Here is a 25,394-nt window from a genome sequence, read left to right on the forward strand (position 1 = left end):
ATTTATGAAAGCACATCGTCGTAACAAACTCATTGCTATTCTGGCTGGTCTGGCTCTACTGTCCGGAGCTGTTGCTCTAATCCTGTTCGCTCTGAACGAGAATATTAATCACTTCTATGCTCCTACCGAAGTTAAAGAAGGCAAGGCACCTCTCAACAAAACTATCCGTGTCGGTGGTTTGGTCGTTCCTGGCTCAATTGAGCGCTCAACAGAGAGTCTTTATGTAGAGTTTAAGATTACTGATAACCAAAGTCAGATGATTATCAGCTTTGATAATATTTTGCCTGACCTTTTTAAAGAGGGGCAGGGCGTTATTGCAGAAGGTCAGTTGGTTGAGCCTAATAAATTGGTGGCATCAAAGGTATTGGCAAAACATGACGAGACCTATATGCCGCCAGAGGTGGAAGCCTCTTTGCAAAAATATGGGCATCCAATGCAGCCACGCGATGGCGATGAATCCAAACAACCTTCAGACAAATATTAGTAGGTTTTCCCTTGATACCTGAACTCGGAAATTTCTTCCTAATCATGGCGTTTATTAACGCCATTTTATTAGGTACCTTGCCATTTTATGGTGCTCAAACCAATCATAAGGGACTGATTCAATTTGCCCATAAAGCATCGACCAGCATTTTCTTGTTGATGTTGGCAAGTTTTGTCTGCTTAACCATTTCCTTTATTCAGAATGATTTCTCAGTGGCTTACGTTGCCAATCATTCAAATACGCAGTTACCGATTTATTATCGAATTTCTGCGGTTTGGGGATCTCATGAAGGGTCCTTGTTGCTTTGGGTATTGATATTAGCAGGCTGGATATTTGCCGTTTCAAAGTTTAGCAAGTCTTTGCCAGACACTATGATTGCCCGTGTTCTGGGTGTTATGGGACTGATTGCCGTCGGTTTCGTATCCTTTACTCTGTTCACCTCAAATCCATTCGAGAGAGCTTTACCTTTTATCCCTATTGATGGTGCAGACCTGAATCCGTTGTTGCAGGATTTTGGGCTTATTGTTCATCCTCCAATGTTGTACATGGGTTACGTTGGATTCTCAGTAGTATTTGCTTTTGCTATTGCTGGTTTGCTGCAGGGCGAGCTGGATTATAAGTGGGCAAAATGGTCGCGTCCGTGGACGACGGTTGCCTGGATCTTCATGACGCTTGGTATCGCTCTGGGTAGCTGGTGGGCTTATTATGAACTTGGCTGGGGAGGCTGGTGGTTCTGGGATCCGGTTGAAAATGCTTCCTTCCTACCATGGCTTGCAGGTACCGCCTTGATACATTCGCTGGCAGCTACGGAAAAACGAGCCGCCTTTAAGTCCTGGACTGTATTACTGGCTATTTTGACCTTCTCGCTAAGCTTACTGGGAACCTTCCTGGTGCGTTCTGGTGTATTAACGTCGGTGCACGCTTTTGCTAACGATCCGGTACGTGGTAAATTTATTTTAATGTTCCTGGCGATTGTAGTTGGGGCTTCGCTAATCCTCTACGCCATTCAGTCCAGTAAGGTTCGTTCTAAATCAGACTACACGCTGGTATCTCGTGAAATCGCATTACTGTTTAACAATGCATTATTAGCGGTTTCCACTTTTGTGGTTTTACTGGGTACTTTGCATCCGTTGATTGTTGAAGCCTTTACCGATGGTAAGTCTTCGGTTGGTCCTCCCTATTTCAACTTGATGTTCTCCGTTTTCTTTATACCTATTTTGCTGTTGATGCCTCTGGGCCAGCAAATTAGCTGGAAAAAAGATGATCTTCCTGCGTTGCTTAAAAAATATGTTTGGTGGTTCTTAAGCTGCATATTCTTAGGCCTGCTTCTTACATTTGGTTTGAATGGCTTTACTTTCACTGATATCGAGCCGATGGCTATTCTCGGCACTATTCTCGGACTCTGGGTCATTGCAGGGACTGTTAAATATATTCAGCTACAGTCAGCTAAAAGTCAGTCTCGCTTGGCCGGTGTGCGCAAAATTAGCCGCAGTTACTGGGGCATGATTTTAGCTCACATTGGTGTTGCCGTTACCACCCTGGGTGTAGTACTAACTTCTTATTACAGCATTGAAAAAGATATTCGTATTGAGATAGGGGAAACCGTTGAAGTTGAGGGGCTGTCGGTACACTTTAAAGATTTCAAGAATATTCAAGGACCAAACTACATTGCCTCCAAAGCGATTTTTGATGTCACAAAAGATGATGATTTTATTGCTCAGTTAAAACCTGAAAAGCGTCGCTACAATGCTTCACAAATGGTTATGACTGAGGCGGCCATTGATCCTGGTTTATTTAGAGATGTGTACATTGCCATGGGTGAGCCGCTCGATAATTCTGCTTGGGCCATTCGCGTTTACTATAAACCGTTTGTACGCTGGATCTGGTTAGGCGCTATTTTTATGGCCCTGGGTGGTATTTTAGCGATGACGGACAAACGCTATCGCGAAAAGAAACTTAAGAAAAAAGCATCTCAGGAGGCTAACACTAATGGCCAATAAGAAAGTTATTATCACTTCTATACCGATCGTGATTTTTACCGCTCTGGTGGTGGTGTTCTGGTTTTCTTTGGGAAATGATCCGACAGAACTTCCATCGCAGCGAATTGGTAAAGAGGTTCCTGAGTTCCGTCTGAGTAATCTACATAACGCTGAAGAGTTCTTCACTAATCAGGACCTACCCAAAAAGCCGTTTTTACTTAATGTGTGGGCGACTTGGTGTGTCTCATGTCATGTTGAGCATCCATATTTGGTGAAATTTGCCAATCAATATCCTATCCCTATCATTGGTTTAAACTATAAAGATGAACGTGTAGATGCGTTGAAATACCTGCAAAAAGGTGGTGATCCCTACTTATTTTCCATCGCTGACGAGGATGGCACTATGGGGATTGATCTCGGAGTGTACGGTGCTCCCGAAACCTTTTTAGTCGATGGCAATGGTGTCATTCATCATCGTTATGTTGGGGTCATAGACAATCGGGTCTGGAACACCATTATATTGCCAAAGATGAAGGAACTGGATCCTAATCTAGAGCAACTGGAGGCCGCCGAATGAAAAAACTAATTGTTATAGTCTGCGCATTAATGATGGCGCAGCTTGCTCAGGCCGTTATCGAAACCTATGAGTTTGATAATGAAGCGCAGGAACAACTGTATTACGAAATCATCAATGAATTACGCTGCCCGAAATGTCAGAATCAAACCATTGCCGATTCCGATGCTCCTCTGTCCAGGGATTTACGTTTTATCGTTCAGCAAAAAATAAAAGCTGGCGAAACCAAGCGCCAGATTCTTGCCTATATGCAGGAACGCTATGGAGACTTTGTACTGTATGACCCGCCATTGCAGCCTGCCAATTACATTTTATGGTTTTCGCCACTGGTTATCTTTCTCGTGATCCTAGCAATAGTTGTTGCCCGAGTGGGGCGTCGCAAAGTCACATTGGAAGGTGAATCTAATCGAGCTAACCAGGAGAAGGGTGAATAATAAATGATTGCCTGGATTGTATTAACCCTAGTTGCCCTCGCTTGGGCTGCCTGGCTCTTTGGTGGTGTTTTTAAGAGTTCAAATAAAAAAGTACTGTACAGTGGTATGTTGCTGATCAGTTCCGTTCTAAGTCTCTTCATTTACTTCAAAATGGGCGCACATGCGGAGCTTGAAGCGCTAAGTGAAAAACACCAATCTTTGGCTGGGCTTTCACTGGTTGAGCTGGCTGAAAAAGCTCAAAATGATGAAATTACAGCGCTCGAGTTTTTAACAGAGCTTCGATTAAGAAGTGAACAGGATCCTGACAATAAAGAAAAGTGGCTTCAGTTAGGCCAGATCTTTCTAAGATTTGGTGAAATTGATGAGGCTGATCAGGCATTTGTTCGTGCAATCGATCTTGAACCAACTGATGCGAGCCGGTTGCAGGTTGCGCAAATTTTTCTTGAGTCTGATGACCAAGCAGCATTTCAACGTGCTGATCGCCATATAGGCCTGGTCTTAATGGAACAGCCTAACCATGAAGGTGCTTTACTGATGCAGGGTGTTAATCAGTTTAAGCAGCAAAATTATCAGGCAGCAATAGACTATTGGCAGCGTCTTTTAGATATGAGAGAGCCGGGTAGCCAGTCTGCGCAGCTCATGCGAGAGCAAATTGCACGGGCCGAACATCAATTGAAATTGCAGCAAACCAATAACATCCGCGTATTCGTTGATAATATATCTGAGCTTCCTCTTGAGCAGTTTAGCAAGGCTTTCGTGTTAGTTCGCTCCTATGCAGGTGGGCCCCCAGTAGCCGTCCGTTCTGTTGCCCTTTCTGAGCTTGAAGGTGGGGTATTGCTGACTCCTGGAGATGTCATGCTACCAGATGTGGAGTTATGGCAAGCTCAGGATGTCATTGTTGAGATTCGACTATCGATAGAAGGTATTGCCCAGCCTGGTGCAGGAGATCAATTTGGTCGAACTGAGCGTTTAGATAAGTTAACGCCTGGTGAACAGTTTCACATTGAGATCAATCAAACTGTGAATTAGGTTCGATCCTCCCTTGTTTTGACGTGACTTTCACAGGGAATGGTGGAAATTTGTTGTTAAGCTATTAATTTTATGTAACAAATAGCGATTAGGTTGGTCTAAAACCTGAATATTCACTATTCATAAATAGTTTTTTACAACACGTTAGGAGTCAAATCGTATGTTAAACAAAGATAAAACCAAGTTAGCCCTAGTAGTATCTGCATCACTAGCTGCTTCGACAGCAATCGGCACAGCAACCGCTGGCGAAAACCCATTCACTCTAAATGACTTACAGTCTGGTTATAACCTTTCTATGTTTGATGGCCATGGTAAAGATGGCGAAGGCAAATGTGGTGAAGGTAAGTGCGGCGAAGAAAAAGCCGAGAAAGCTGAAGAAGGCAAATGCGGTGAAGGCAAATGCGGCGAAGAAAAAGCCGAGAAAGCTGAAGAAGGCAAATGCGGTGAAGGCAAATGCGGTGAAGGTAAGTGCGGCGAAGAAAAAGCCGAGAAAACCGAAGAAGGTAAATGTGGTGGTTTAAGCTAATCACAAATTACCAAGCTTCTTAGTGGCGACTTCGGTCGCCACTTTCCCTTCAATCAAATCATTCTGGAGCAATAGTGAAACAACAAAAGCTGATTATAGGTGCAGGTTTAGGACTTCGTCGAGACTTTCTTGATGAGTATGAAGCACTTGATCAGTCAACAGTTGACTTCATGGAGGTGGCTCCTGAAAACTGGATTCCTTATGGTGGTCGATTAAAAGACCAGTTTAAACGTTACGCAGAACGCTTTCCTTTTGTTATTCACGGACTGTCCCTGTCTATCGGTGGACCAACACCTCTGGACACTGATTTTGTTAAGCAAGTTGCCGAATTCATTAAGACCTATGACATTCAGTGCTATAGCGAGCATTTAAGCTACTGTAGCGATGATGGTCATATGTATGACCTGATGCCAATTCCTTTTACTGAGGAGGCTGTTCATTACGTCGCCAAACGTATTCAGCAGGTGCAGGATATTATTGGTCAGCAAATTGCCATGGAAAATGTATCTTATTATGCAGCTCCCGGTCAGGAAATGAGTGAGTTAGAGTTCCTACTCGCTGTGCTGGAAGAGGCGGATTGCAAGTTACTATTAGATGTTAATAACATTTACGTAAACAGCATCAATCATAAGTACAACCCTGAACAGTTTCTCAAGGCTTTACCCAAAGAGCGGATTGCCTATGGCCATATTGCTGGCCATTATGATGAAGCCGAAGACCTTAAAGTTGATACTCATGGCTCAGATGTCAAACCTGAGGTTTGGAACCTGCTGGATTTAGCTTATGAACAGTTCGGTGTGTTCCCGACATTGTTAGAGCGTGACTTCAATATTCCTTCTATGGCCAAGTTACTGAAGGAAGTTGAACAGATTAAAGCGCTACAAAACAAATACCAACAAGCTCCAGCTGCTATTGCTTAGGAGTTCATGATGAACAAACATTCTGAATTACCTAAATTCCAACAGATCCAATTTGAATTCGCGAAAAACCTTCGCAATCCGGCAAAATTTCAGGCGCCAGAGGGCATTGAAGCCCGTAGAATGAAGGTTTACCAGGACCTGTTTTATAACAATATCCAAAATTTTTGCGCAAACAGCTTTCCCATATTACGGTCGTTAATTGCTGATGATAAATGGCATCGGATGGTGCGTAGCTTTTTCACTGAATACCGAGCGCATTCTCCTTATTTTGCTGATATTTCCGCTGAATTCCTGAATTATTTATCGAATGAGCGTGAAGCTGAACAAGATGACTTCCCATTTATGACTGAGCTTGCGCATTGGGAATGGATGGAGGTATCGCTTTTAGCTAATAAGCAGGATATTTTGGCTATTCCACATGATAGAAATGGTGATTTGTTTAATCAGAACATTGTAATCTCGCCACTAGCTGTAGCAAATGCTTATGAGTTTCCTGTCCATCGAATTGGCAAGGCTTATATTCCAGAAGAAAAGCCGGATCAGCCAACATTTTTAATTATCTGTCGTGATCGGAAACACAAGATTGAGTTCATGGAGACTAATCTTTTTACCTTCCGCTTATTGCAGATTTTCCTTGAGCATCTTGAGCAGGGTAGTCAAATAAATGGCCAGCAGGCATTGCAGCAACTTGCTGTAGAAACTCAATTTCCTAATCCTCAGCAGTTAATTGAGGGCGGCAAGCAAATGCTTGATAGCCTGCTTCAGCGTGATGTAATCTTAGGCGTCAACTCTTGAGTTAAGGCCAGCGACTCTAATAACAGAACTGGCGCAAACCAATCGAAACCTTTATTATTGCGCCATAGAAATACCAAAGGACTAACTAATGAAGTTTAACCGATTATTATTGGTTTTAAGTGTTTTAACCTTATCTGCTTGTGCGACAACTGACTCATCAAATCCTAAAGACCCCTATGAAGAATATAATCGTGGCGTCTGGGAGTTCAACCGCGCTATTGATAAGGCAATTCTTAAGCCAACAGCTGAGGGTTATCAGGCTATAACCCCAGACCCTATTGAAAAGGGTATCTCTAACTTTTTCAGCAATTTGGGTGAAATCGAGACTATCATCAATGACTTGCTGCAGGCCAAATTTGGCAAGGCAGGACGAGATACAGGCCGATTTTTGATTAACAGTACCCTGGGCCTGGCGGGTTTTCTTGACCCAGCGACAGAGATGGGTCTTGAAAAAGAAGAAGAAGACTTCGGTCAGACCCTTGCTGCATGGGGCTTTGACTCAGGACCATACTTGATGTTGCCATTTATTGGCCCATCTACGGCACGAGATGGTATTGGGTTTGTTGTTGATAAAACTGCGTTGTACAGTCCTTATGACGAGCTGAATGACTCACAAACCGAGTGGAGCTTAAGAGCGTTAGACCTAATTCAGACACGTGCCGAATTATTACCACTTGAAGAGCAGCTTGAGCAAGCTCTGGATGAGTACTCCCTGGTGAGGGATGCTTATTTACAGCGTAGAGAGTTCCTGATTTACGATGGTCGTCCACCAATTGAGGATGACTGTGAGTTTGAAGAAGATTGTGAAGACTGGTAATTTAATCGAAGTATTACTCGCAGGATATATAAATCATGCCGATGGATTTTAAAGACACTCTGGTCATTGCCATATCGTCAACTGCCTTATTTGATTTGGCAGAAAGCCATCGAATTTACATGGAGAAGGGCGTAAACAGTTATGCCCAATACCAGATAGACCATGAAGATGAGCTGCTTAAGCCTGGCGCTGCTTTTGGTCTGGTCCGTAAGCTGCTTGCAATAAATGATGGTGCTAAAGATAAGCCGCGCGTCGAAGTTATTCTTCTTTCACGCAACAGTGCCGATACCGGCTTGCGAGTGTTCAATTCCATTGAAAATCATCGATTGCAGATTACTCGTGCGGCCTTCACCTCCGGCAATAGCCCATATCTTTACGCCGAAGCATTTGGTGCCCATTTATTTCTCTCAACTAACCCTGTTGATGTTACCCAGGCGATAGAGGCGGGAATTGCCGCCGCGACGATTGTTGCACCGACTCAGGCGAGCAATGAAAGCGACATTATCAAGTTTGCATTTGATGGTGATGCCGTTTTGTTTTCCGACGAGTCTGAACAGATTTTCCAAAGTGGTGGACTGGAAGAATTCACAAAGCATGAGAAAGCTTCAGCTCAGAAACCTCTGGAAGGTGGTCCTTTCAAAAATTTCCTGGCAGCATTGCATAAGTTGCAAAAAGAGTTTGGCACCGAAGATTGCCCAATTCGCACCGCATTAGTAACAGCCCGCTCAGCACCAGCTCATGAACGAGTCATAAGAACCTTGCGTTACTGGGATATTCGCATTGACGAAGCTTTATTCTTGGGTGGTATGGATAAAACTCGGTTCCTAAAAGCCTTTGGTGCTGATGTTTTCTTTGATGATCAGGAAGGGCACATAGAGCGTGCCAGAGAGCATATTGCCAGTGGTCACGTGCCTAATGGTGTTATTAACAAGAAGAAAGCACAATAACCAGCTTTCAAACCAATCATCTCTACTCTTTCCTTTGAATAAAGTTCGTTACATCTCCTTGCTTGCTATTTAATGCTGATTCGGGCATCTTGCAGAATACTTTTTTATGAATATTCAGCAAGATAAAAGCGGGAAATCAGCATGAAACACTTAATTTCAGCACTCTTTCTTTTTGTCAGTTTAAACTCAGTTGCTGCAACCATTGATGCGCCAGAACGCAGTGAAGGAGAAGGTCCCTTCAAACGACTTATCCTGCGTGGTGGCATTATTATTAATGGTGAAGGAGCACCTCCAACTGGTCCAGTGGATATCATCATTGAAGGCAATACCATTAAGAGTATCCGTTCAGTTGGTGCTCCCGGAGTTGCTATTGATGAATCGAAGCGACCCAAAGCTGGGCCAAATGACAAGGTGATGGATATCAGTGGCCATTATGTTCTTCCTGGTTTTGTTGATATGCATGCACACATAGCCGGCAGTGTTGATGGTTTGCCTGCTGAATATCCATTTAAGCTTTGGCTGGCTCATGGTATTACGACTATTCGTGAACCTGGTAGTTTTAACGGTCTTGATTGGACCTTAAAGCATCAGAAGCTTAGTCAGCAAAACAAGATTGCTGCACCAAGAATCGTTCCCTACATTGGCTTTGGAATGGGCTGGGATAAAGAAATTACTACGCCGCAGGAAGCACGGAAGTGGGTCAGGCATGTAGCGGATGAGGGCGCAGCGGGAATTAAATTCTTCGGTTTACCCAAAGACATGATGGAAGCTGCTCTTGATGAGGCTGCCAAGCAAGGTTTGGGAACCATGATGCATCATGCCCAGTTGAATGTGTATGGAACTAATGCACTCGATTCAGCGCGCTTAGGATTGACCTCAATGGAACATTGGTATGGTCTGCCGGAAGCTTTGTTTACCGATAAAACCATTCAAGATTACCCGCTTGAGTATAACTATAATGATGAATCTCATCGCTTTACTGAAGCAGGGCGTCTATGGCAACAGGCTGCTAAAAAGGGTAGTGACCGGTGGAATGCGGTTCGCGACGAATTAGTTGAGCTCGACTTTACCATCAATCCGACTTTGACTATTTATGAGGCCAGTCGCGATGTTATGCGTGAGCGTGAAGCTGAATGGCATGATGAATATACTCATCCAAAACTTCTTGAGTTTTTTGAGCCAAACCGTCACTCGCATGGTTCCTATTTCTTTGACTGGACGACCCAAAATGAAATCGACTGGAAAGAGAACTACCGTATCTGGATGAGTTTCTTAAATGACTATAAAAATCATGGTGGGCGGGTAACCACGGGTTCTGATACCGGTTATATCTACAAAATATTCGGATTTGGTCTGATTCGTGAGTTTGAGTTGCTTCAGGAAGCAGGCTTCCATCCGCTTGAAGTGATTCAATCTGCAACATTAAATGGTGCGGAAGCTCTTGGCATGGACGGAAAAATTGGCTCATTACGGCCAGGAAAATATGCCGATCTAGTGATTGTGGATGAAAATCCTATTGCAAACTTTAAGGTGTTATATGGCACAGGACATTACCGTCTAGGTCTTGATAATGTCCCTCAGCGAGTGGGCGGCGTGAAATATACCATTAAAGATGGAATCGTGTTTGATGCACGCCAACTAAGAGAGGATGTTAAGGCGCTAGTAGAAAAAGCCAAAAATACTAAGTAATAATACGCCAAAGCCTCTGCATCATGCAGGGGCTTTTATTTTAAAATCTCGGTCAATGCCTGTTCCAATTCAGGGTACTTAAATTCAAACCCGGACTCTTCCAGCTTTTTCGGAACCACTCTCTGGCCTGTCAGTAATATTTTAGCCATTTCACCAACAGTTAGCTTCAGGGCGAACCCTGGAACTGTCATAAAAGTAGGGCGACTTAGTACCTTGCCAAGCGTTTTTGTCAGAACTTCGTTAGTGACTGGATGGGGTGCGGTTAAGTTAAAAGAGCCTTGCAAACCTTTATTGTCAATCAAGTGCATAACTGCACGCACATGGTCGTTAATATGAACCCAGGAGAAATACTGATTACCAGAGCCCAGCTTGCCACCCACCCCAAATTTAAAGGGTAGAGACATTTGTGGGAGCGCTCCTTCATCGCCCAGGACCACACCGGTGCGAATACAACATACTCGAACGCCTAAACCTTCAGCCCGGTAGGCAGCATCTTCCCATTGCGAACACAGTCGAACCTGAAATTCGGATGCACTACCTGAAGTAGAACTTTCATCGAGTGTTTCATTACCTCGTGCACCGTAATAGCCAATCGCTGAGCCACTGATGAGGGTATGAGGTTTGTGCTTCTGTTGTGACATCCAGTCAATTAACTTATGGGTCACTTCCAGACGGCTATTAACAATTTCCTGTTTATACTGGGGTGACCAACGCTTCGCAGATAAATTGGCACCTGCCAGGTTAATGACGATATCAGCATGCTGAACTTGATTAAAATCTTCCACCAGTTCAATGTGCTTGAAAAAGAAATCATCTTCGTATTTAGAAGGAGTTCTACTGATAACGATAATCTTGTAATTTTCCTTCTGTAATAAAGGAATTAAATTACGACCAATAAAACCTGTACCACCCGTAATTAAAACCGTTTGCATAAGTTCCCTCACGTCCCAATAAACACTATTCCAGTATAGCAACCTGATTGTGCAAAGAAAGTGAAGGGTTACAGAATTCTATTTAGAGGGATGGCGCGGAAGGTAGGAGCTGGGCGATCTCAGGATCGCCCTAAAACAAAGTTAACACTCAATAATATGAACCGCTAAACCACCGCGAGCAGTTTCTTTATATTTATCACGCATATCCATGCCGGTATCCCACATGGTTTTAATCACTTTATCCAGTGACACTTTATGCTCACCATCACCACGTAGAGCTAATCTGGCAGCGTTAATGGCTTTTACAGATGCCATGGCATTTCGTTCAATACAAGGAACTTGCACAAGGCCGCCAACCGGATCGCAGGTTAGGCCCAGGTTATGTTCCATACCAATTTCAGCAGCGTTTTCGACTTGCTGTGGACTGCCGCCCATGATTTCGGTCAGTGCTCCAGCAGCCATAGAACAGGCAACTCCGACTTCGCCCTGACAACCAACCTCTGCACCGGAAATGGAAGCGTTTAATTTGTACAGAATACCAATCGCTCCAGCTGTTAAAAGGAAGCGAATAACGGCTTTTTCATCCGCGTTCTGATGAAAGCGCATGAAGTAAAAAAGAACCGCGGGAATGATCCCTGCCGCGCCATTGGTTGGAGCGGTAACGACGCGACCACCTGCTGCATTTTCTTCATTTACAGCCAACGCATAGAGATCAACCCAGTCCATGGCTCGTAACACATCGTTTTCATTTGAATCGGATTTTAATTTGCGATAAATACCTGGGGCGCGACGTTTAACTTTTAACCCCCCTGGTAAAATACCTTCACGATTACATCCACGCTTGATGCAGTCTTCCATAACGTGCCAAATTTCTAATAGTTTTGCTTTAACTTCTTCTTCGCTCCGCCAAGATTTTTCATTTTCCAGCATCAATGTGGAAATACAGATGCCTTCATCTTTACAGGTTTGGATGAGCTCTGCTGCAGTTGTGAATGGATATTTAACCTTGGTATCGTCTTCCATGATCGGCGTGTCAGCATCAACATCTTCATTGACTACGAAACCGCCACCAACTGAGTAATAGGTTTTCTTGGCAATCTCATTACCGTCTTTATCAAAGGCTAAAAAGATCATGCCATTTGAATGACGCGGTAATGACTTTCTTCGATGCATTACCAGATCTTTTTCTTCGTTAAATTTGAGTTCTGTTGTACCGTTCAACTTTATCTTTTTTTCGCTACGGATGGTTTCTAAACGGGCGGGAATAATGTCCGGATCGACCTCTTCTGGCAGGTGACCTTCAAGACCAATCATAACCGCTTTATCAGACCCGTGACCTTTACCGGTTGCGCCAAGTGAGCCATAAAGTTCTGCTTTAACTCTGCTGATAGAGTTTAATAGATCTTTTTCAGTCAAAAACTCTATAAACCGATGCGCCGCACGCATTGGGCCTACCGTGTGTGAACTGGATGGGCCGATACCAATGCTGAACATGTCAAAAACGCTAATTGCCAAGGAGAAACCTCAAAAAGTTTATTACGAAATTAATAGCCCGATTGTACTCGCTCTAGCATTGAGTTGCTATGGCTAGCTAATCAGACCAGCTGAGGTTATGAATGAAAGTTATTGATAAAGGTTGGGGGGGTTATAGGGTTTGAATAAGCTTCGAAAATTGAACAATAATATTTGCGGTAGCTCCCCAAATATTGCGCTCCTGATAAGGAATTGAATAAACCGAGTAGCGCTTACCTCTATAATCACGATAGGAGTGATTCTGGTTAGCCGGATCCAGGACAAAATCCAGCGGGACTTCAAAGGCATCTGCAACTTCATCTTCACACAGGCGCATTTCGTAATGCTCCTGAATATGTGCCACTACAGGCTGAATCATGAATCCGGAAATGGTCGGTTGCAATGGCAGTTTTCCTAGCACATTAATTAACTGATCAGGAATACCCACTTCTTCATGTGTTTCACGCAGGGCTGTATGAATCAGATCCTTATCGGTTTTATCCATGCGTCCGCCAGGGAAGCTAATCTGGCCAGCATGGTGGCGCAGATGGTCCGTACGCTGGGTCAATAAAAGCTGCAGACCCTGTTCTCGTTCCACAACGGGAACCAGAACCGCGCTGGGTCTCAGTGTGGTTTCTTTTGGTGAAATCTCGTTAGCGCGCGCTAATGCTTGTTCTATATCAATCAGTTTAATCATCTTTAAGAACGGGTAGGATCTTACTCAATTTATGTAGTGTTTCCTGGTATTCATTTGCTGCCTCGGAATCGGCGACCAGACCTCCGCCACCCCAGGCATAAATCGAACCATTTTCGGTAACCAGGGTGCGGATTGCGATATTAGAATCCAACATGCCTCTAAAGTCATAATACAGCACTGAGCCGCAATAGATACTACGGCGGTGTGGTTCCAGTTCTTCAATCACTTCCATAGAGCGGACTTTAGGTGCGCCAGTTATAGATCCACCCGGGAAGCAGTATTTTAAAAGCTCAATGGCATCCTTATCTTGAGCCAGATCGGCTTCAATGGTACTAACCAGATGGTGAACTGAGGTAAAGGATTGCAACTCAAACAGTTTAGTAACTTTAACTGAGCCTGTTGCAGCACTGCGGCCAATGTCATTGCGCAGCAAGTCAACAATCATCAAATTCTCGGCACGATCCTTGATACTGCTTTGTAATTCATCTGATAAACGCTCATCTTCAATCGGATCCTTGGAGCGAGGGCGGGTGCCTTTTATTGGTTGCGTGATTACATGGCTTTTGTTTTTCTGTTTTTCTACCTGTATGAATCGCTCGGGAGACACCGACAGTATCTGTTGTTGCTCAAGATTCATGTAAGCAGAAAAAGGTGCCTGGTTATGTTCTGTTAATTTGAGGTAGGCATTCCATGGGTGGCCTGAATAAGGTGCTTTAAAGCGCTGTGCCAGATTAACCTGGTAACAGTCGCCTGCGTGAATATAGTCGTGTACTTTCTGGAAGCGTTCAATATAGTCCTGCTGACTCATGTTCGATTGCCAGCCATTGGATAACTGAAATGGCTCAAAGCGCGTATTGGCTGATTGTTCGTAATACTTTTCAAACTCACGAACAATATCCTGCCAATAGCTGTCGCAATAATCCGAATATTTAATCAGGTAGCATTTCTGCTGCTCGTGATCGCTAATAAAGCCCCATTCATAAAGGCCAAAGGCCATTTCAGGCAGCTGGATATCTTTTTCTGCGATAGTTGGCAGCTTTTCAACATAACGACCAAGATCATAGCTGCAATAGCCAGCGATACCGCCATGAAAAGGAAGGCGTGAAAGCTCCTTTGGTAAAGGAAGATAGTCTTTAAGTCCCGCCTGATAAAATTGACGTAAATCTTCAAAGGGTTTATGACATGGCTTAATGTCCAGCCCGGTAATCTCAGTGTGGCCATCGCTAAAGCAAATCATGGCGCGTGGGCGTGCCAATATCAGGTCAAACCTGGCTGCCTGATGGATGGTTTTTCCACTGTCCAGCAGGAGCGCCCAGGGCTCGTCTGCAAACCAAGAGAAAAGGTCGCGTAGGGCTGAAGGGTCACGGTAAGGAAATTCAACAAACTGAGCTGTGTTTTGTGTGTTTTTCATGCAGATAGATTAAAAAAGAGTCAAATTGACGGCTAAATCTGAATAATTAGCGTCCAAAATTTGGGAAACGCCATTGCCAGCCTGTATAATGTTCTGCCGATTTTAGAGGTTTGTTTGCTTCTTGTATAGCGAAGCACAAATTTACTCATTCTGACTGAGCCGTCCACGGGAGAGACTTAATGGCCACCATTAAAGCAGAAGACTTTATTGCAAGTGTTGCTGATGCCTTTCAATACATTTCCTATTACCACCCTAAAGATTTTATCCAGGCCTTAACCGCAGCCTACGAAAAAGAAGAAAGCCCTGCGGCTAAAGATGCCATGAAACAGATTCTGGTCAATTCTCGTATGTCTGCCATGGGCCATCGTCCTGTGTGCCAGGATACGGGTATTGCCTGTGCTTTTGTGAAAGTGGGTATGGATGCGCGTTTTGAAGGCGGCATGACCATTCAGGAAATGGTCGACGAAGGTGTTCGTCGCGCTTACCTGAACCCAGATAACCCATTGCGTGCTTCGGTATTAATGGATCCGGCTGGCAAGCGACTCAATTCAAAAGACAACACGCCGGCGGTAGTACATGTTGAAATGGTTAAAGGCGACAAGGTCGAAGTAACCTGTGCGGCCAAAGGCGGTGGTTCTGAAAATAAATCTAAATTTGTCATGCTTAACCCAAGTGACTCGATTGTTGACTGGGTTGTAGAGACTGTTCCAAAGATGGGTGCGGGCTGGTGTCCTCCTGGTATGTTGGGTATTGGTGTTGGCGGTACTGCTGAAAAAGCCATGGTACTGGCCAAAGAATCCTTGATGGATCCTATCGATATGCAGGAGTTGCTGAAGCGTGGCCCAAGCAATCGCGTAGAAGAGTTGCGTATCGAGATCTATGAAGCCGTCAATAAACTTGGTATCGGTGCGCAGGGTCTTGGCGGTGTTACCACAGTGCTTGATGTCAAAATCAAAGATTGGCCAACACACGCAGCCTCTAAGCCGGTTGCGATGATTCCTAACTGTGCGGCAACTCGTCATATTCATTTCACATTAGATGGTACTGGGCCTGCTATGCTAACCCCACCATCTATTGAAGACTGGCCGGACATGGAATACGAAGCTGCGGCAGATGCTAAGCGTGTAGACATGAATAACATCACGCCTGAAGAAGTGGCCAGCTGGAAACCAGGTCAGGTTCTTTTGCTGAACGGCAAAATTTTAACAGGCCGTGATGCTGCGCATAAGAAAATTAAAGATTTACTCGATTCAGGCGAAGGTTTGCCAGAAGGTCTGGATTTTACCAATCGCTTTATTTATTACGTTGGGCCGGTCGATGCGGTTCGTGATGAAGCGGTAGGCCCAGCAGGCCCAACAACTGCCACGCGCATGGATAAATTCACTGAAATGATGCTCGACAAAACTGGCTTGCTTGGCATGATCGGAAAAGCAGAGCGCGGTGATGAAGCGATTGAAGCTATCAAGAAGCACAAGTCAGTGTATTTAATGGCGGTTGGTGGTGCTGCTTATCTGGTTTCTAAAGCGATTAAAGATTCAAAAGTCGTCGCCTTCCCTGAATTGGGCATGGAAGCGGTTTATGAATTCGACGTCAAAGATATGCCCGTGACCGTAGCTGTAGATTCTGAAGGTGAAAGCGTCCACAAGACTGGGCCGGCAGTGTGGAAGGTTAAGTTAGCGAGCTAACGAATTGGCTACTGCGCTTGGAAATACTGCGTTAAAAATAAAATTTAAGTTTGTCATTTACGACTAGTAAAATCCGCACTTAAATTTTATTTTACGCCTTGTCTTTCCCTCGCTCGCTACGCCAATGAGTTCAGTGTGAATTTAAAAGTGTCATTCCCGCGAAGGTGGGAATCCACGAGCTCTTAAAAGAAATAGATTCCCGCCTTCGCGGGAATGACAAGAACGTAGGGTGCGTCGTGACGCACAAGCCACTCAAGCAGTCATTCTGAACTGTGACCAACGGGAATGCCCTTGGGTAATTCAGAATCTGCTCTTTGAGTAAAAAGTTAGGTGCTTCGTGAAGCACCACAAGAAACAATAAGGTTTAAATTATGAGTGCAGGTTTAAAATTTCGTAAAGCGGTCGAAGAAAACCATCCGCTACAATTGATGGGAACCATTACAGCATACACAGCGCGTATGGCTGAAAAAATTGGTCACAAAGCAATCTACCTATCTGGTGGTGGTGTTGCTGCCAATTCATTAGGTATGCCAGATCTAGGTATCTCAACCGCTGAAGACTTGCTGGTTGATATTCGCCGAATCACTGACGTTTGTTCGTTGCCATTAATGGTCGATATCGACACTGGCTTTGGTGGTGCATTTAATATTGCACGTACCACTCGCGCTTTAATCAAAGCGGGTGCCGCCGGTTTCCATATGGAAGACCAGGTTGCGACTAAGCGTTGTGGTCACCGTCCAAATAAAGAAATCGTCAGTCAGCAGGAAATGGTCGACCGCGTAAAATCAGCAGTCGATGCACGAACTGATGAGAACTTCGTTATCATGGCGCGTACCGATGCATTAGCGGTAGAAGGCATGCAGTCTGCAATCGACCGTGCCAATGCCTGTATTGAAGCGGGTGCAGATATGATTTTCCCAGAAGCTATGCGCTCATTGGAAGATTATGAAACTTTCCGTAAGCACGTCAATGTTCCATTCCTGGCAAACATTACCGAGTTCGGTGCGACACCTTTGTTCTCATGCGAAGAATTAGCAGGTGTTGGCGTTGATATCGTTTTATATTGTTGTGGTGCTTACCGTGCCATGAATAAAGGTGCTGAAACATTCTATAAAGATGTTTTAGCAAAAGGACATCAGCGTGATGTGATCGATATCATGCAAACCCGTGAAGAATTATACGATTATCTTGGCTACCACGAATACGAGCAAAAGCTCGATGAATTATTCGCGCAAGAAAAAGCCAAAAATAAATAAAACAGACTAGGAGTTAACCATGTCAGATTTACCAAAACCAAAAAAATCCGTAGCACTGTCTGGTGTAGCGGCAGGAAATACCGCACTTTGTACCGTTGGCCGTACTGGTAATGACTTACATTACCGCGGTTACGACATTCTAGATTTAGCTGAAAACTGTGAGTTTGAAGAAGTTGCCCACTTATTGATACACGGTAAATTGCCAAACAAGGCTGAGCTTGCAAACTATAAGCGTAAATTAAAAGCGCTTCGTGGCCTTCCTGCTTTGGTTCAGGACGCCTTGGAATTAATTCCAGCCAATGCTCATCCAATGGATGTATTGCGTACGGGTTGTTCAATGTTGGGTACTGTATTGCCCGAGCGTGAAAGCCAGCCAATGAATGAAGCAAAAGATATTGCTGATCGTTTATTAGCGTCTTTCCCATCCATGTTGTTGTACTGGTATCACTTCTCGCATAACGGTGTAGCCATTGATCTGGAAACTGATGAAGAGTCAATCGCCGGTCATTTCCTTCATTTGTTACACGGCGAGCCATGCCCAGACTCTTGGGTTCGCGCCATGCAGATCTCATTGAACTTATACGCAGAGCATGAGTTCAACGCATCAACGTTCACCAGCCGCGTCATCACAGGTACAGGGTCAGACATGTACTCAGCGATTTGTGGCGGTATCGGCGCTCTACGTGGTCCAAAGCACGGTGGTGCTAACGAAGTCGCATTGGATATCCAGATGCGTTATGACAGCGCAGACCATGCTGAAACTGACATCAAAGAGCGTTTGGCGCGTAAAGAAATCGTTATCGGTTTCGGCCACCCGGTTTATACCGTGTCTGATCCTCGTAACGAAGTGATTAAGAAAGTTGCTAAAGAATTGTCAGAAGAGCAGGGCGACATGAAATTGTATGACGTTGCAGAACGCCTAGAACAAGTCATGTGGGACGAAAAGAAAATGTTCCCTAATCTAGATTGGTTCTCAGCGGTGTCATACAACAAAATGGGCATCCCAACCGCCATGTTCACGCCAATCTTCGTGATCTCGCGTATTACCGGTTGGTCAGCGCATGTGATGGAACAGCGTGTTGATGGCAAGATTATTCGTCCGAGTGCTAACTACACGGGGCCGGAGAACAAAAAATTCGTTCCAATCGACAAACGCTAATCGACTTAATCTCTGGTATCGTGAAGTTTGTTAAAAGCTAGCTCAAAATCCTCAATTACCTTTTAGGTAACCTCCGGTTTTTCGCTAGCTTTTGCCGCCTTCACAACACCATTTATTAAGTCTTAATGTTTTTTAGCCTTACTGCTAAAAATTCATTTTAAAATGTAAGACATAACTAATAGGTTTGTCATCCTGATGAAAATCAGGATCTGCTCTTTGTGATTTCTCCGAATAAATTTTTTAGGAGTAATTAAAACAAACATGTCATTCCCGCGAAGGCGGGAGTCCATAGAGCCGGAAAATAGATTCCCGCCGTAGCGGGAATGACAGCTATGATTAAAGTAGTAGATATTTCAACCAAATCCATCAAACACAGTCGTGTGGAAACTTATGAACACAAATTACAGAAAGAAACTTGAAGGCACTAACTTAGATTACTTCGATACGCGTGAAGCGGTTGAAGCCATTCAACCCGGTGCCTACGATAAACTTCCTTACACCTCAAAAGTACTTGCTGAAAACCTGGTGCGTCGTTGTGATCCTGAATCACTGACTGACTCTCTTAAGCAAATCATTGAGCGTAAGCGTGATCTGGATTTTCCTTGGTTTCCTGCACGCGTCGTGTGCCACGATATTCTAGGGCAGACTGCGTTTGTGGATTTGGCCGGCTTGCGTGATGCGATTGCTGAAAAGGGCGGTGACCCATCTAAAGTCAATCCTGTGGTTCCAACTCAGTTGATCGTTGACCATTCATTAGCGGTTGAGCATGCCGGTTTTGAAAAAGATGCTTTCGAAAAAAACCGTGCCATTGAAGAACGTCGTAATGAAGATCGTTTTCACTTTATTAACTGGTGTAAAACCGCGTTTGAAAACGTCAATGTTGTACCACCAGGCAACGGCATCATGCACCAGATTAACCTTGAGCGTATGTCGCCAGTGATTCAGTCGCGTGATGGCGTCGCTTTCCCTGATACTCTGGTTGGTACCGACAGCCATACGCCAATGGTCGATGCACTGGGCGTTATCGCAGTAGGTGTGGGTGGTTTGGAAGCCGAGAGTGTCATGCTTGGACGTGCTTCATACATGCGTCTTCCTGACATTATTGGTGTAGAACTAAAAGGCAAACCGCAGCCAGGTATCACCAGTACCGATATCGTATTGGCGATTACTGAATTCTTGCGTAATGAACGTGTCGTATCTTCTTACTTAGAGTTCTTTGGCGAAGGTGCTTCGCATCTCACGTTAGGCGACCGCGCAACCATTTCCAACATGACTCCAGAGTTTGGCGCCACAGCAGCCATGTTCTATATCGATCAGCAAACCATCGACTACTTGAAGTTGACGGGGCGCGATGACGACAACGTTAAATTAGTTGAGACCTATGCCAAGCAAACAGGTCTATGGGCGGATAGCCTGACAGGCGCTGAATATGAGCGTGTATTAACATTTGACCTGTCATCTGTTGGCCGAAATATTGCAGGTCCTTCAAATCCTCATGCGCGAGTGTCTACTTCAGACTTGGCCAGCAAAGGTATTGCCAAGCACATTGAAACTGAAGAAGGCAAAATGCCTGATGGTGCCTGTATCATCGCAGCGATCACCAGCTGTACCAATACCAGTAACCCACGCAACATGATTGCCGCCGGTTTGATTGCCCGTAACGCCAACAAACTTGGCTTAACGCGTAAGCCATGGGTTAAAACCTCTTTAGCACCTGGTTCAAAAGCGGTAACGCTTTACCTTGAAGAATCTAAACTGCTTCCTGAGCTTGAAAATCTTGGTTTCGGTGTGGTCGGTTATGCCTGTACTTCCTGTAACGGCATGAGTGGAGCATTGGATCCGAAAATCAAACAGGAAATTGAAGAACGTGATTTATACTCGACGGCAGTACTGTCGGGCAACCGTAATTTTGATGGTCGTATTCATCCACACGCTGATCAGGCATTCCTCGCTTCGCCGCCATTAGTTGTAGCCTATGCAATTGCCGGAACGATTCGTTTTGATATCGAAAAAGATGTATTGGGAACTGATAAAGACGGTAACCCGGTAACGTTAAAAGATATCTGGCCAAGTGATGAAGAAGTCGATGCTATCATTAAAGAGCACGTTAAACCGGAGCAATTCCGAGCGGTTTACGAGCCCATGTTTAACGTCAAAGTAGATACTGGCGAGAAAAGCAATCCGTTGTATGACTGGCGCCCAATGAGTACCTATATTCGTCGTCCTCCTTATTGGGAAGGCGCATTGGCCGGTGAGCGTACCATGAAAGGTATGCGTCCATTGGCGGTGCTAGGCGACAACATCACAACCGATCACCTGTCACCTTCGAACGCGATTCAAAAGTCGAGCGCAGCAGGCGCATACCTCGACAAAATGGGCTTGCCGGAAGAAGACTACAACTCTTATGCGACTCACCGTGGTGACCATCTAACTGCGCAACGCGCAACCTTTGCTAATCCTAAATTGTTGAACGAAATGGTTCGCAATGAAGACGGTTCGGTAAAACAAGGTTCCTTGGCGCGTCTTGAGCCAGAAGGCAAAGAAATGCGCATGTGGGAAACTATTGAAACCTACATGGAACGCAAGCAACCGCTGATTATTATTGCGGGTGCAGACTATGGTCAGGGCTCATCGCGTGACTGGGCAGCAAAAGGCGTGCGTCTTGCTGGTGTCGAAGTGATTGTCGCTGAAGGTTTCGAGCGTATCCACCGCACCAACCTAATCGGTATGGGCGTATTGCCGGTCGAGTTCGTCAATGGCGATACTCGCAAAACCTATGCCATCGACGGTACTGAAACTTTTGATGTTGAAGGCGAAATCAGCCCAGGTGCAAATTTGATGGTCATTATGCACCGTAAAGATGGCGAGCGAGTTGAAATACCGGTTAAGTGTCGCTTGGATACTGCTGAAGAAGTATCGATTTACTCAGCAGGTGGTGTGTTACAGCGTTTCGCACAGGACTTCCTGGCAGCGAGCTAAAATCAAATAGAAAATCATCCCCACGAAAGTGGGGATTTTTGATTAATAAAAGGCAAAACTATGTCAAAACAGTTTCCTCCACAGACTCATTCCCCTCAGATCAGAATCCCTGCCACCTACATGCGTGGCGGCACCAGTAAAGGCGTATTCTTTAACCTGACTGACTTACCCGAAGCAGCACAGGTTCCGGGGCAGGCTCGCGATAACCTGTTACTTCGTGTGATTGGCAGTCCTGATCCCTACGGCAAGCAAACAGACGGTATGGGCGGTGCCACCTCCAGCACCAGCAAAACCGTCATTCTTTCCAAAAGCAGCAAACCGGATCACGACGTTGACTATCTGTTTGGACAGGTGTCTATCGATAAGCCTTTCGTCGACTGGAGTGGCAACTGCGGTAATTTAACCGCAGCAGTGGGTTCATTCGCCATAACCAGTGGTTTGGTTGACTCAAGCCGTATCCCTGACAATGGCGTTGCCGTGGTCCGCATCTGGCAGGCCAATATCGAAAAAACGATTGTTGCCCACGTTCCAATTACTAATGGCGAGGTTCAGGAAACAGGCGACTTTGAATTGGATGGTGTTACTTTCCCTGCGGCGGAAGTCAAAGTGGAGTTTATGGATCCAGCCGATGGTGAGGGCTCCATGTTCCCAACGGGTAATCTAGTGGATGATTTGGAAGTTCCCGGACTGGGGACTTTAAAAGCGACCATGATTAACGCCGGTATTCCAACGATTTTTCTTAACGCTAGTGATATTGATTTTAATGGCACAACATACAACGGTACCGAGTTACAGGAAGCCATCAATAGTGATGGTCATGCACTTTCCATGTTTGAAGTGATACGAGCGCATGGTGCCGTCAAGATGGGCTTAATCAAAGACATCGAAGAAGCCGCTAATCGTCAGCACACACCTAAAGTTGCCTTTGTGGCCCCGCCTGCTGATTATGTTTCCTCAAGCGGTAAACAAATCAACGCCAGCGATATCGATCTTAATGTTCGTGCTTTATCCATGGGCAAACTGCATCACGCCATGATGGGCACAGCAGCAGTTGCAATCGCCACCGCGGCAACCATTCCAGGAACGCTCGTTAATTTAGCCGCAGGTGGAGGTGAACGCCAAGGGGTAACGTTTGGACATCCCTCTGGGACGCTTAAAGTGGGTGCTGAAACCGAAAAGCAGGGCAACGACTGGGTCGCTAAGAAAGTCATCATGAGCCGTAGCGCACGAGTCCTCATGGAAGGCTGGGTCAGAGTACCTCAAATACAATTCTAATAAGTTTATACAAAGCATAAAAATTTATACAAAGGGATATAATATGAAATACCAAAATGTTTACAAATGGACAGCATTAATTCTAAGTGTTGTATTTTTTTTGTCTGCTTGTAAAAGTAAAGATAATTCTAAGGACATAACTCCTGAGCCTGTAACTAAATATAAAATTACCACCGAGGTAGTAGGAGGAGGAGAGATTTCAGATGCTCGATTGGGAGTGGAAGGTGAGATTATAACGATCTCAATTCGCGGTTATGAGGACTACGAGTTAAGTAAGGTTACTGGTTGTGAAGGTAATTTAACCGGTGACGTGGTTGAGCAAACATTCATTTATACAGTAACAGTTACATCCGATTGCCATGTTTTGGCTACTTTCACACGGCTTCCAAGAAATGAAGGTGGAACCATTAACAAGCCCATACCATTATCTTTTGATAAGAAGAATAATATTAATGTGGACTCTGATAGCAACTATTTTTCTGTAAGCTTATCTGAAGGTGAACGTTTATATTTATCCAGCACTTTAGAATCACGTCATTCTCCACTAGAGTTTAATTCTAGTGTTGTCGATGCGTGCCTAGCTATGTCATCTAATTATAATGGTGGGATTAGAATTATAGATACTACAAGCACTTGTGGGTATACATTGGCATACACGCAGGATGTTAGCGGAGAAAAAATCATTCATATTGATTACCCTGATGGGAATTACTCCTATCCATTAGGAGGATATTTTTACGCGGACATTGTTGGTCAGAGTGGAGTAGAACTTAAAGAAGCAAATGGTAAAGGTGGAACCCCAAGTAATCCCAGAAAATTTTTATTTGGGGATAATGTGAACGATCTAGTTTTAGACTCGTTTTTTAATTTCTATGCTTACAATGCAGCAGAAGGTGAAACTATTAACATTCGAATCTCATCAGGGGGTGAGATTGGATATGACTCGATGTGTTTGGAAGATCCTTCATATAATTCTGCATATGCTTTTGGTGTTTCTGTTAATGGTAGCGACTTTTCTTGTTCGCGGGCTTATGAATTTACTTTTCCAAAAGATGGACTTTATGTTTTTCATATTAAAGTATTGGGCGATGACCCGGACATATGGTCTGATTTAGGTAGTTATTTTTATGCCAAGATAAGCAAATAATATATGAGCCGTAGCGCACGTGTCCTAATGGAAGGCTGGGTCAGAGTACCCGGTGATTGTTTTTAATTATCGTTATTACAATAAGATACCTTACAAAGGAATATAATAATGAAACGGTATTTACTATTTATTATTTTGGCAGTAACGGGTTGCGAAGTGCTACCGACTGGAGACGTTGGACACTATAGAACAGTCAGTGGCTCAGATTACTATCATGTCGGCGACAACCGTTATCAGTTAACGGTTCGTGATGAGTTGATAAGATCATTCTATCGACCTGGCATACACGGAAACACTGGCACCAAAAAGCTTGCGGTCAGTGAAATTAAAGTTACGCTTCAACTGAACGAGGACCTTGATAAAATTACAGCGACTTCTGAACCCGGTCGGTCTATAACGGCAGAAGAGCTAAAGAATCACCAGTATGATAGCCCAATGTCTAGGTTCTGGTCAGGGTATGGGGTTAGAACCCAGTGCCAGGAAGAGGCCCATGAAGCATCCAAACTTCCATTTAAACGAATGGAAACCACACACTATAAGTTACACACTTGCCCTGAAACCTTAGTTCTGACTGAAAAAGCAACCAATCAGCAATGCACGATTGATCTCAAAGCTTTTAATGATAAGTATTTTAAAACCAGTTACAGCGACGAATATCCTTTATCAACAAACTTTGATTACGCCCTACAAGATGCTAATGGTTCTGTCATTGTACGAGCAAATAACTGGGGCTATATTCGAGCAAGAAAAATCAGTCTGTATCAGCTTAACTGTGATGGCAAAGCCCTAGAGAAAAATATCGATATTGATGGCATGGGTGAAAAGTTTTTCATTGTGCATGTCAGTAACTATGGCACTCCAACAGCAGTACTGCATTACAATAATCGTCAAAACAATCGTATTGTCAGTTTAAATGGGGAGATACAATACGATGGTCCAAAAATACAGGACCTTGGCTGGTTTGGTTTATTGCTCCCCGATCAACAAGCCTATTATGACTTTGATACAAAGCTTAAAGACACCAATGATAATGAACAGTTTGAACTGGTTATTACACGATATAACTATGGCAAGGGTAGCATAGAAGAGAAACGAATCCTCATCGAACCGCCTGCAAAGCAATAAGGTATTGATTGGCAAGTCATAT

At 44.4% G+C, this 25,394-nt stretch carries 22 protein-coding genes; 18 read left to right on the forward strand and 4 right to left on the reverse strand.

The annotated features are described in order from the left end of the window. Positions 1–4 precede the first annotated feature (4 nt). The 11 genes from ccmE (at position 5) to B158_RS0106685 (ending at position 10,194) form a co-directional block, all read left to right on the forward strand. A complete protein-coding gene (gene ccmE / locus B158_RS0106635) occupies positions 5–484 on the forward strand; it encodes a cytochrome c maturation protein CcmE (RefSeq protein WP_018624581.1) in 480 nt (159 codons plus the stop codon). A gap of 11 nt (positions 485–495) precedes the next feature. Beyond that, the gene (locus tag B158_RS0106640) at positions 496–2,484 is read left to right on the forward strand and encodes a heme lyase CcmF/NrfE family subunit (protein ID WP_026309283.1); all 1,989 of its coding nucleotides are present in this window, start codon (positions 496–498) and stop codon (positions 2,482–2,484) included. Next, a complete protein-coding gene (locus tag B158_RS0106645; protein ID WP_018624583.1) occupies positions 2,474–3,040 on the forward strand; it encodes a DsbE family thiol:disulfide interchange protein in 567 nt (188 codons plus the stop codon). Before B158_RS0106640 ends, B158_RS0106645 begins: the two co-directional genes overlap by 11 nt. Further along, a complete protein-coding gene (locus tag B158_RS0106650) occupies positions 3,037–3,471 on the forward strand; it encodes a cytochrome c-type biogenesis protein (protein ID WP_018624584.1) in 435 nt (144 codons plus the stop codon). The genes B158_RS0106645 and B158_RS0106650 overlap by 4 nt, the downstream gene beginning before the upstream one ends. Positions 3,472–3,474: 3 nt before the next feature. After that, on the forward strand, positions 3,475–4,500 hold the full coding sequence (locus tag B158_RS0106655; RefSeq protein ID WP_018624585.1) for a tetratricopeptide repeat protein: 1,026 nt from the start codon (positions 3,475–3,477) through the stop codon (positions 4,498–4,500). A gap of 160 nt (positions 4,501–4,660) precedes the next feature. Continuing rightward, entirely contained in the window at positions 4,661–5,026 is a 366-nt protein-coding gene (locus B158_RS0106660) for an HvfA family oxazolone/thioamide-modified RiPP metallophore (RefSeq protein ID WP_018624586.1), read from the forward strand. A gap of 74 nt (positions 5,027–5,100) precedes the next feature. After that, positions 5,101–5,946 carry an HvfB family MNIO-type RiPP peptide maturase gene (locus tag B158_RS0106665; RefSeq protein WP_018624587.1) on the forward strand — a complete coding sequence of 282 codons (846 nt, stop codon included), beginning with the start codon at positions 5,101–5,103 and terminating at the stop codon, positions 5,944–5,946. Positions 5,947–5,952: 6 nt separating this feature from the next. After that, positions 5,953–6,741 (forward strand): HvfC family RiPP maturation protein, encoded by a 789-nt coding sequence (locus B158_RS0106670; protein WP_228127073.1) that lies wholly within the window; start codon positions 5,953–5,955, stop codon positions 6,739–6,741. An 88-nt stretch (positions 6,742–6,829) separates the two neighbouring features. Beyond that, positions 6,830–7,558 carry an MlaA family lipoprotein gene (locus B158_RS0106675; RefSeq protein ID WP_018624589.1) on the forward strand — a complete coding sequence of 243 codons (729 nt, stop codon included), beginning with the start codon at positions 6,830–6,832 and terminating at the stop codon, positions 7,556–7,558. A gap of 35 nt (positions 7,559–7,593) precedes the next feature. Continuing rightward, entirely contained in the window at positions 7,594–8,505 is a 912-nt protein-coding gene (locus tag B158_RS0106680; protein WP_018624590.1) for a 5'-nucleotidase, read from the forward strand. A gap of 141 nt (positions 8,506–8,646) precedes the next feature. Continuing rightward, positions 8,647–10,194: an amidohydrolase family protein gene (locus B158_RS0106685; RefSeq protein ID WP_018624591.1), complete on the forward strand. Its 1,548-nt coding sequence runs from the start codon at positions 8,647–8,649 to the stop codon at positions 10,192–10,194. 35 nt (positions 10,195–10,229) lie between these two features. On the opposite strand, the gene B158_RS0106690 is transcribed toward B158_RS0106685, so the two are convergent. The 4 genes from B158_RS0106690 to pabB all read right to left on the reverse strand — a co-directional run bounded on the left by B158_RS0106690 (position 10,230) and on the right by pabB (position 14,746). Then, a complete protein-coding gene (locus B158_RS0106690; RefSeq protein ID WP_018624592.1) occupies positions 10,230–11,126 on the reverse strand; it encodes a TIGR01777 family oxidoreductase in 897 nt (298 codons plus the stop codon). A gap of 141 nt (positions 11,127–11,267) precedes the next feature. After that, positions 11,268–12,641 (reverse strand): L-serine ammonia-lyase, encoded by a 1,374-nt coding sequence (locus B158_RS0106695; protein ID WP_026309284.1) that lies wholly within the window; start codon positions 12,639–12,641, stop codon positions 11,268–11,270. 130 nt (positions 12,642–12,771) lie between these two features. Further along, entirely contained in the window at positions 12,772–13,335 is a 564-nt protein-coding gene (locus B158_RS0106700; RefSeq protein ID WP_018624594.1) for a CoA pyrophosphatase, read from the reverse strand. Beyond that, the gene (gene pabB, locus B158_RS0106705) at positions 13,328–14,746 is read right to left on the reverse strand and encodes an aminodeoxychorismate synthase component I (RefSeq protein WP_018624595.1); all 1,419 of its coding nucleotides are present in this window, start codon (positions 14,744–14,746) and stop codon (positions 13,328–13,330) included. Before pabB ends, B158_RS0106700 begins: the two co-directional genes overlap by 8 nt. Before the next feature lie 179 nt (positions 14,747–14,925). Between pabB and B158_RS0106710 the strand changes: the two genes are divergently transcribed. The 7 genes from B158_RS0106710 to B158_RS0106740 all read left to right on the forward strand — a co-directional run bounded on the left by B158_RS0106710 (position 14,926) and on the right by B158_RS0106740 (position 25,372). Beyond that, positions 14,926–16,431, forward strand: coding sequence for a fumarate hydratase (locus B158_RS0106710; protein ID WP_018624596.1), 1,506 nt, complete (start codon positions 14,926–14,928; stop codon positions 16,429–16,431). A gap of 371 nt (positions 16,432–16,802) precedes the next feature. Further along, positions 16,803–17,687, forward strand: coding sequence for a methylisocitrate lyase (gene prpB / locus B158_RS0106715; protein WP_018624597.1), 885 nt, complete (start codon positions 16,803–16,805; stop codon positions 17,685–17,687). 19 nt (positions 17,688–17,706) lie between these two features. After that, the gene (prpC, locus tag B158_RS0106720) at positions 17,707–18,846 is read left to right on the forward strand and encodes a bifunctional 2-methylcitrate synthase/citrate synthase (RefSeq protein ID WP_018624598.1); all 1,140 of its coding nucleotides are present in this window, start codon (positions 17,707–17,709) and stop codon (positions 18,844–18,846) included. Positions 18,847–19,236: 390 nt separating this feature from the next. Next, positions 19,237–21,825, forward strand: a complete 2,589-nt coding sequence (gene acnD / locus B158_RS0106725) for a Fe/S-dependent 2-methylisocitrate dehydratase AcnD (RefSeq protein WP_018624599.1) — start codon at positions 19,237–19,239, stop codon at positions 21,823–21,825. 60 nt (positions 21,826–21,885) lie between these two features. Continuing rightward, positions 21,886–23,100, forward strand: coding sequence for a 2-methylaconitate cis-trans isomerase PrpF (prpF, locus tag B158_RS0106730; RefSeq protein WP_018624600.1), 1,215 nt, complete (start codon positions 21,886–21,888; stop codon positions 23,098–23,100). 43 nt (positions 23,101–23,143) lie between these two features. After that, a complete protein-coding gene (locus B158_RS13450; RefSeq protein WP_018624601.1) occupies positions 23,144–24,247 on the forward strand; it encodes a hypothetical protein in 1,104 nt (367 codons plus the stop codon). Positions 24,248–24,355: 108 nt separating this feature from the next. Beyond that, complete coding sequence (locus B158_RS0106740; RefSeq protein ID WP_018624602.1) at positions 24,356–25,372, forward strand: hypothetical protein; 1,017 nt, start codon at positions 24,356–24,358, stop codon at positions 25,370–25,372. Positions 25,373–25,394: the final 22 nt, after the last annotated feature.

This window comes from Kangiella aquimarina DSM 16071, from assembly GCF_000374105.1.
Classification (GTDB): domain Bacteria; phylum Pseudomonadota; class Gammaproteobacteria; order Enterobacterales; family Kangiellaceae; genus Kangiella; species Kangiella aquimarina.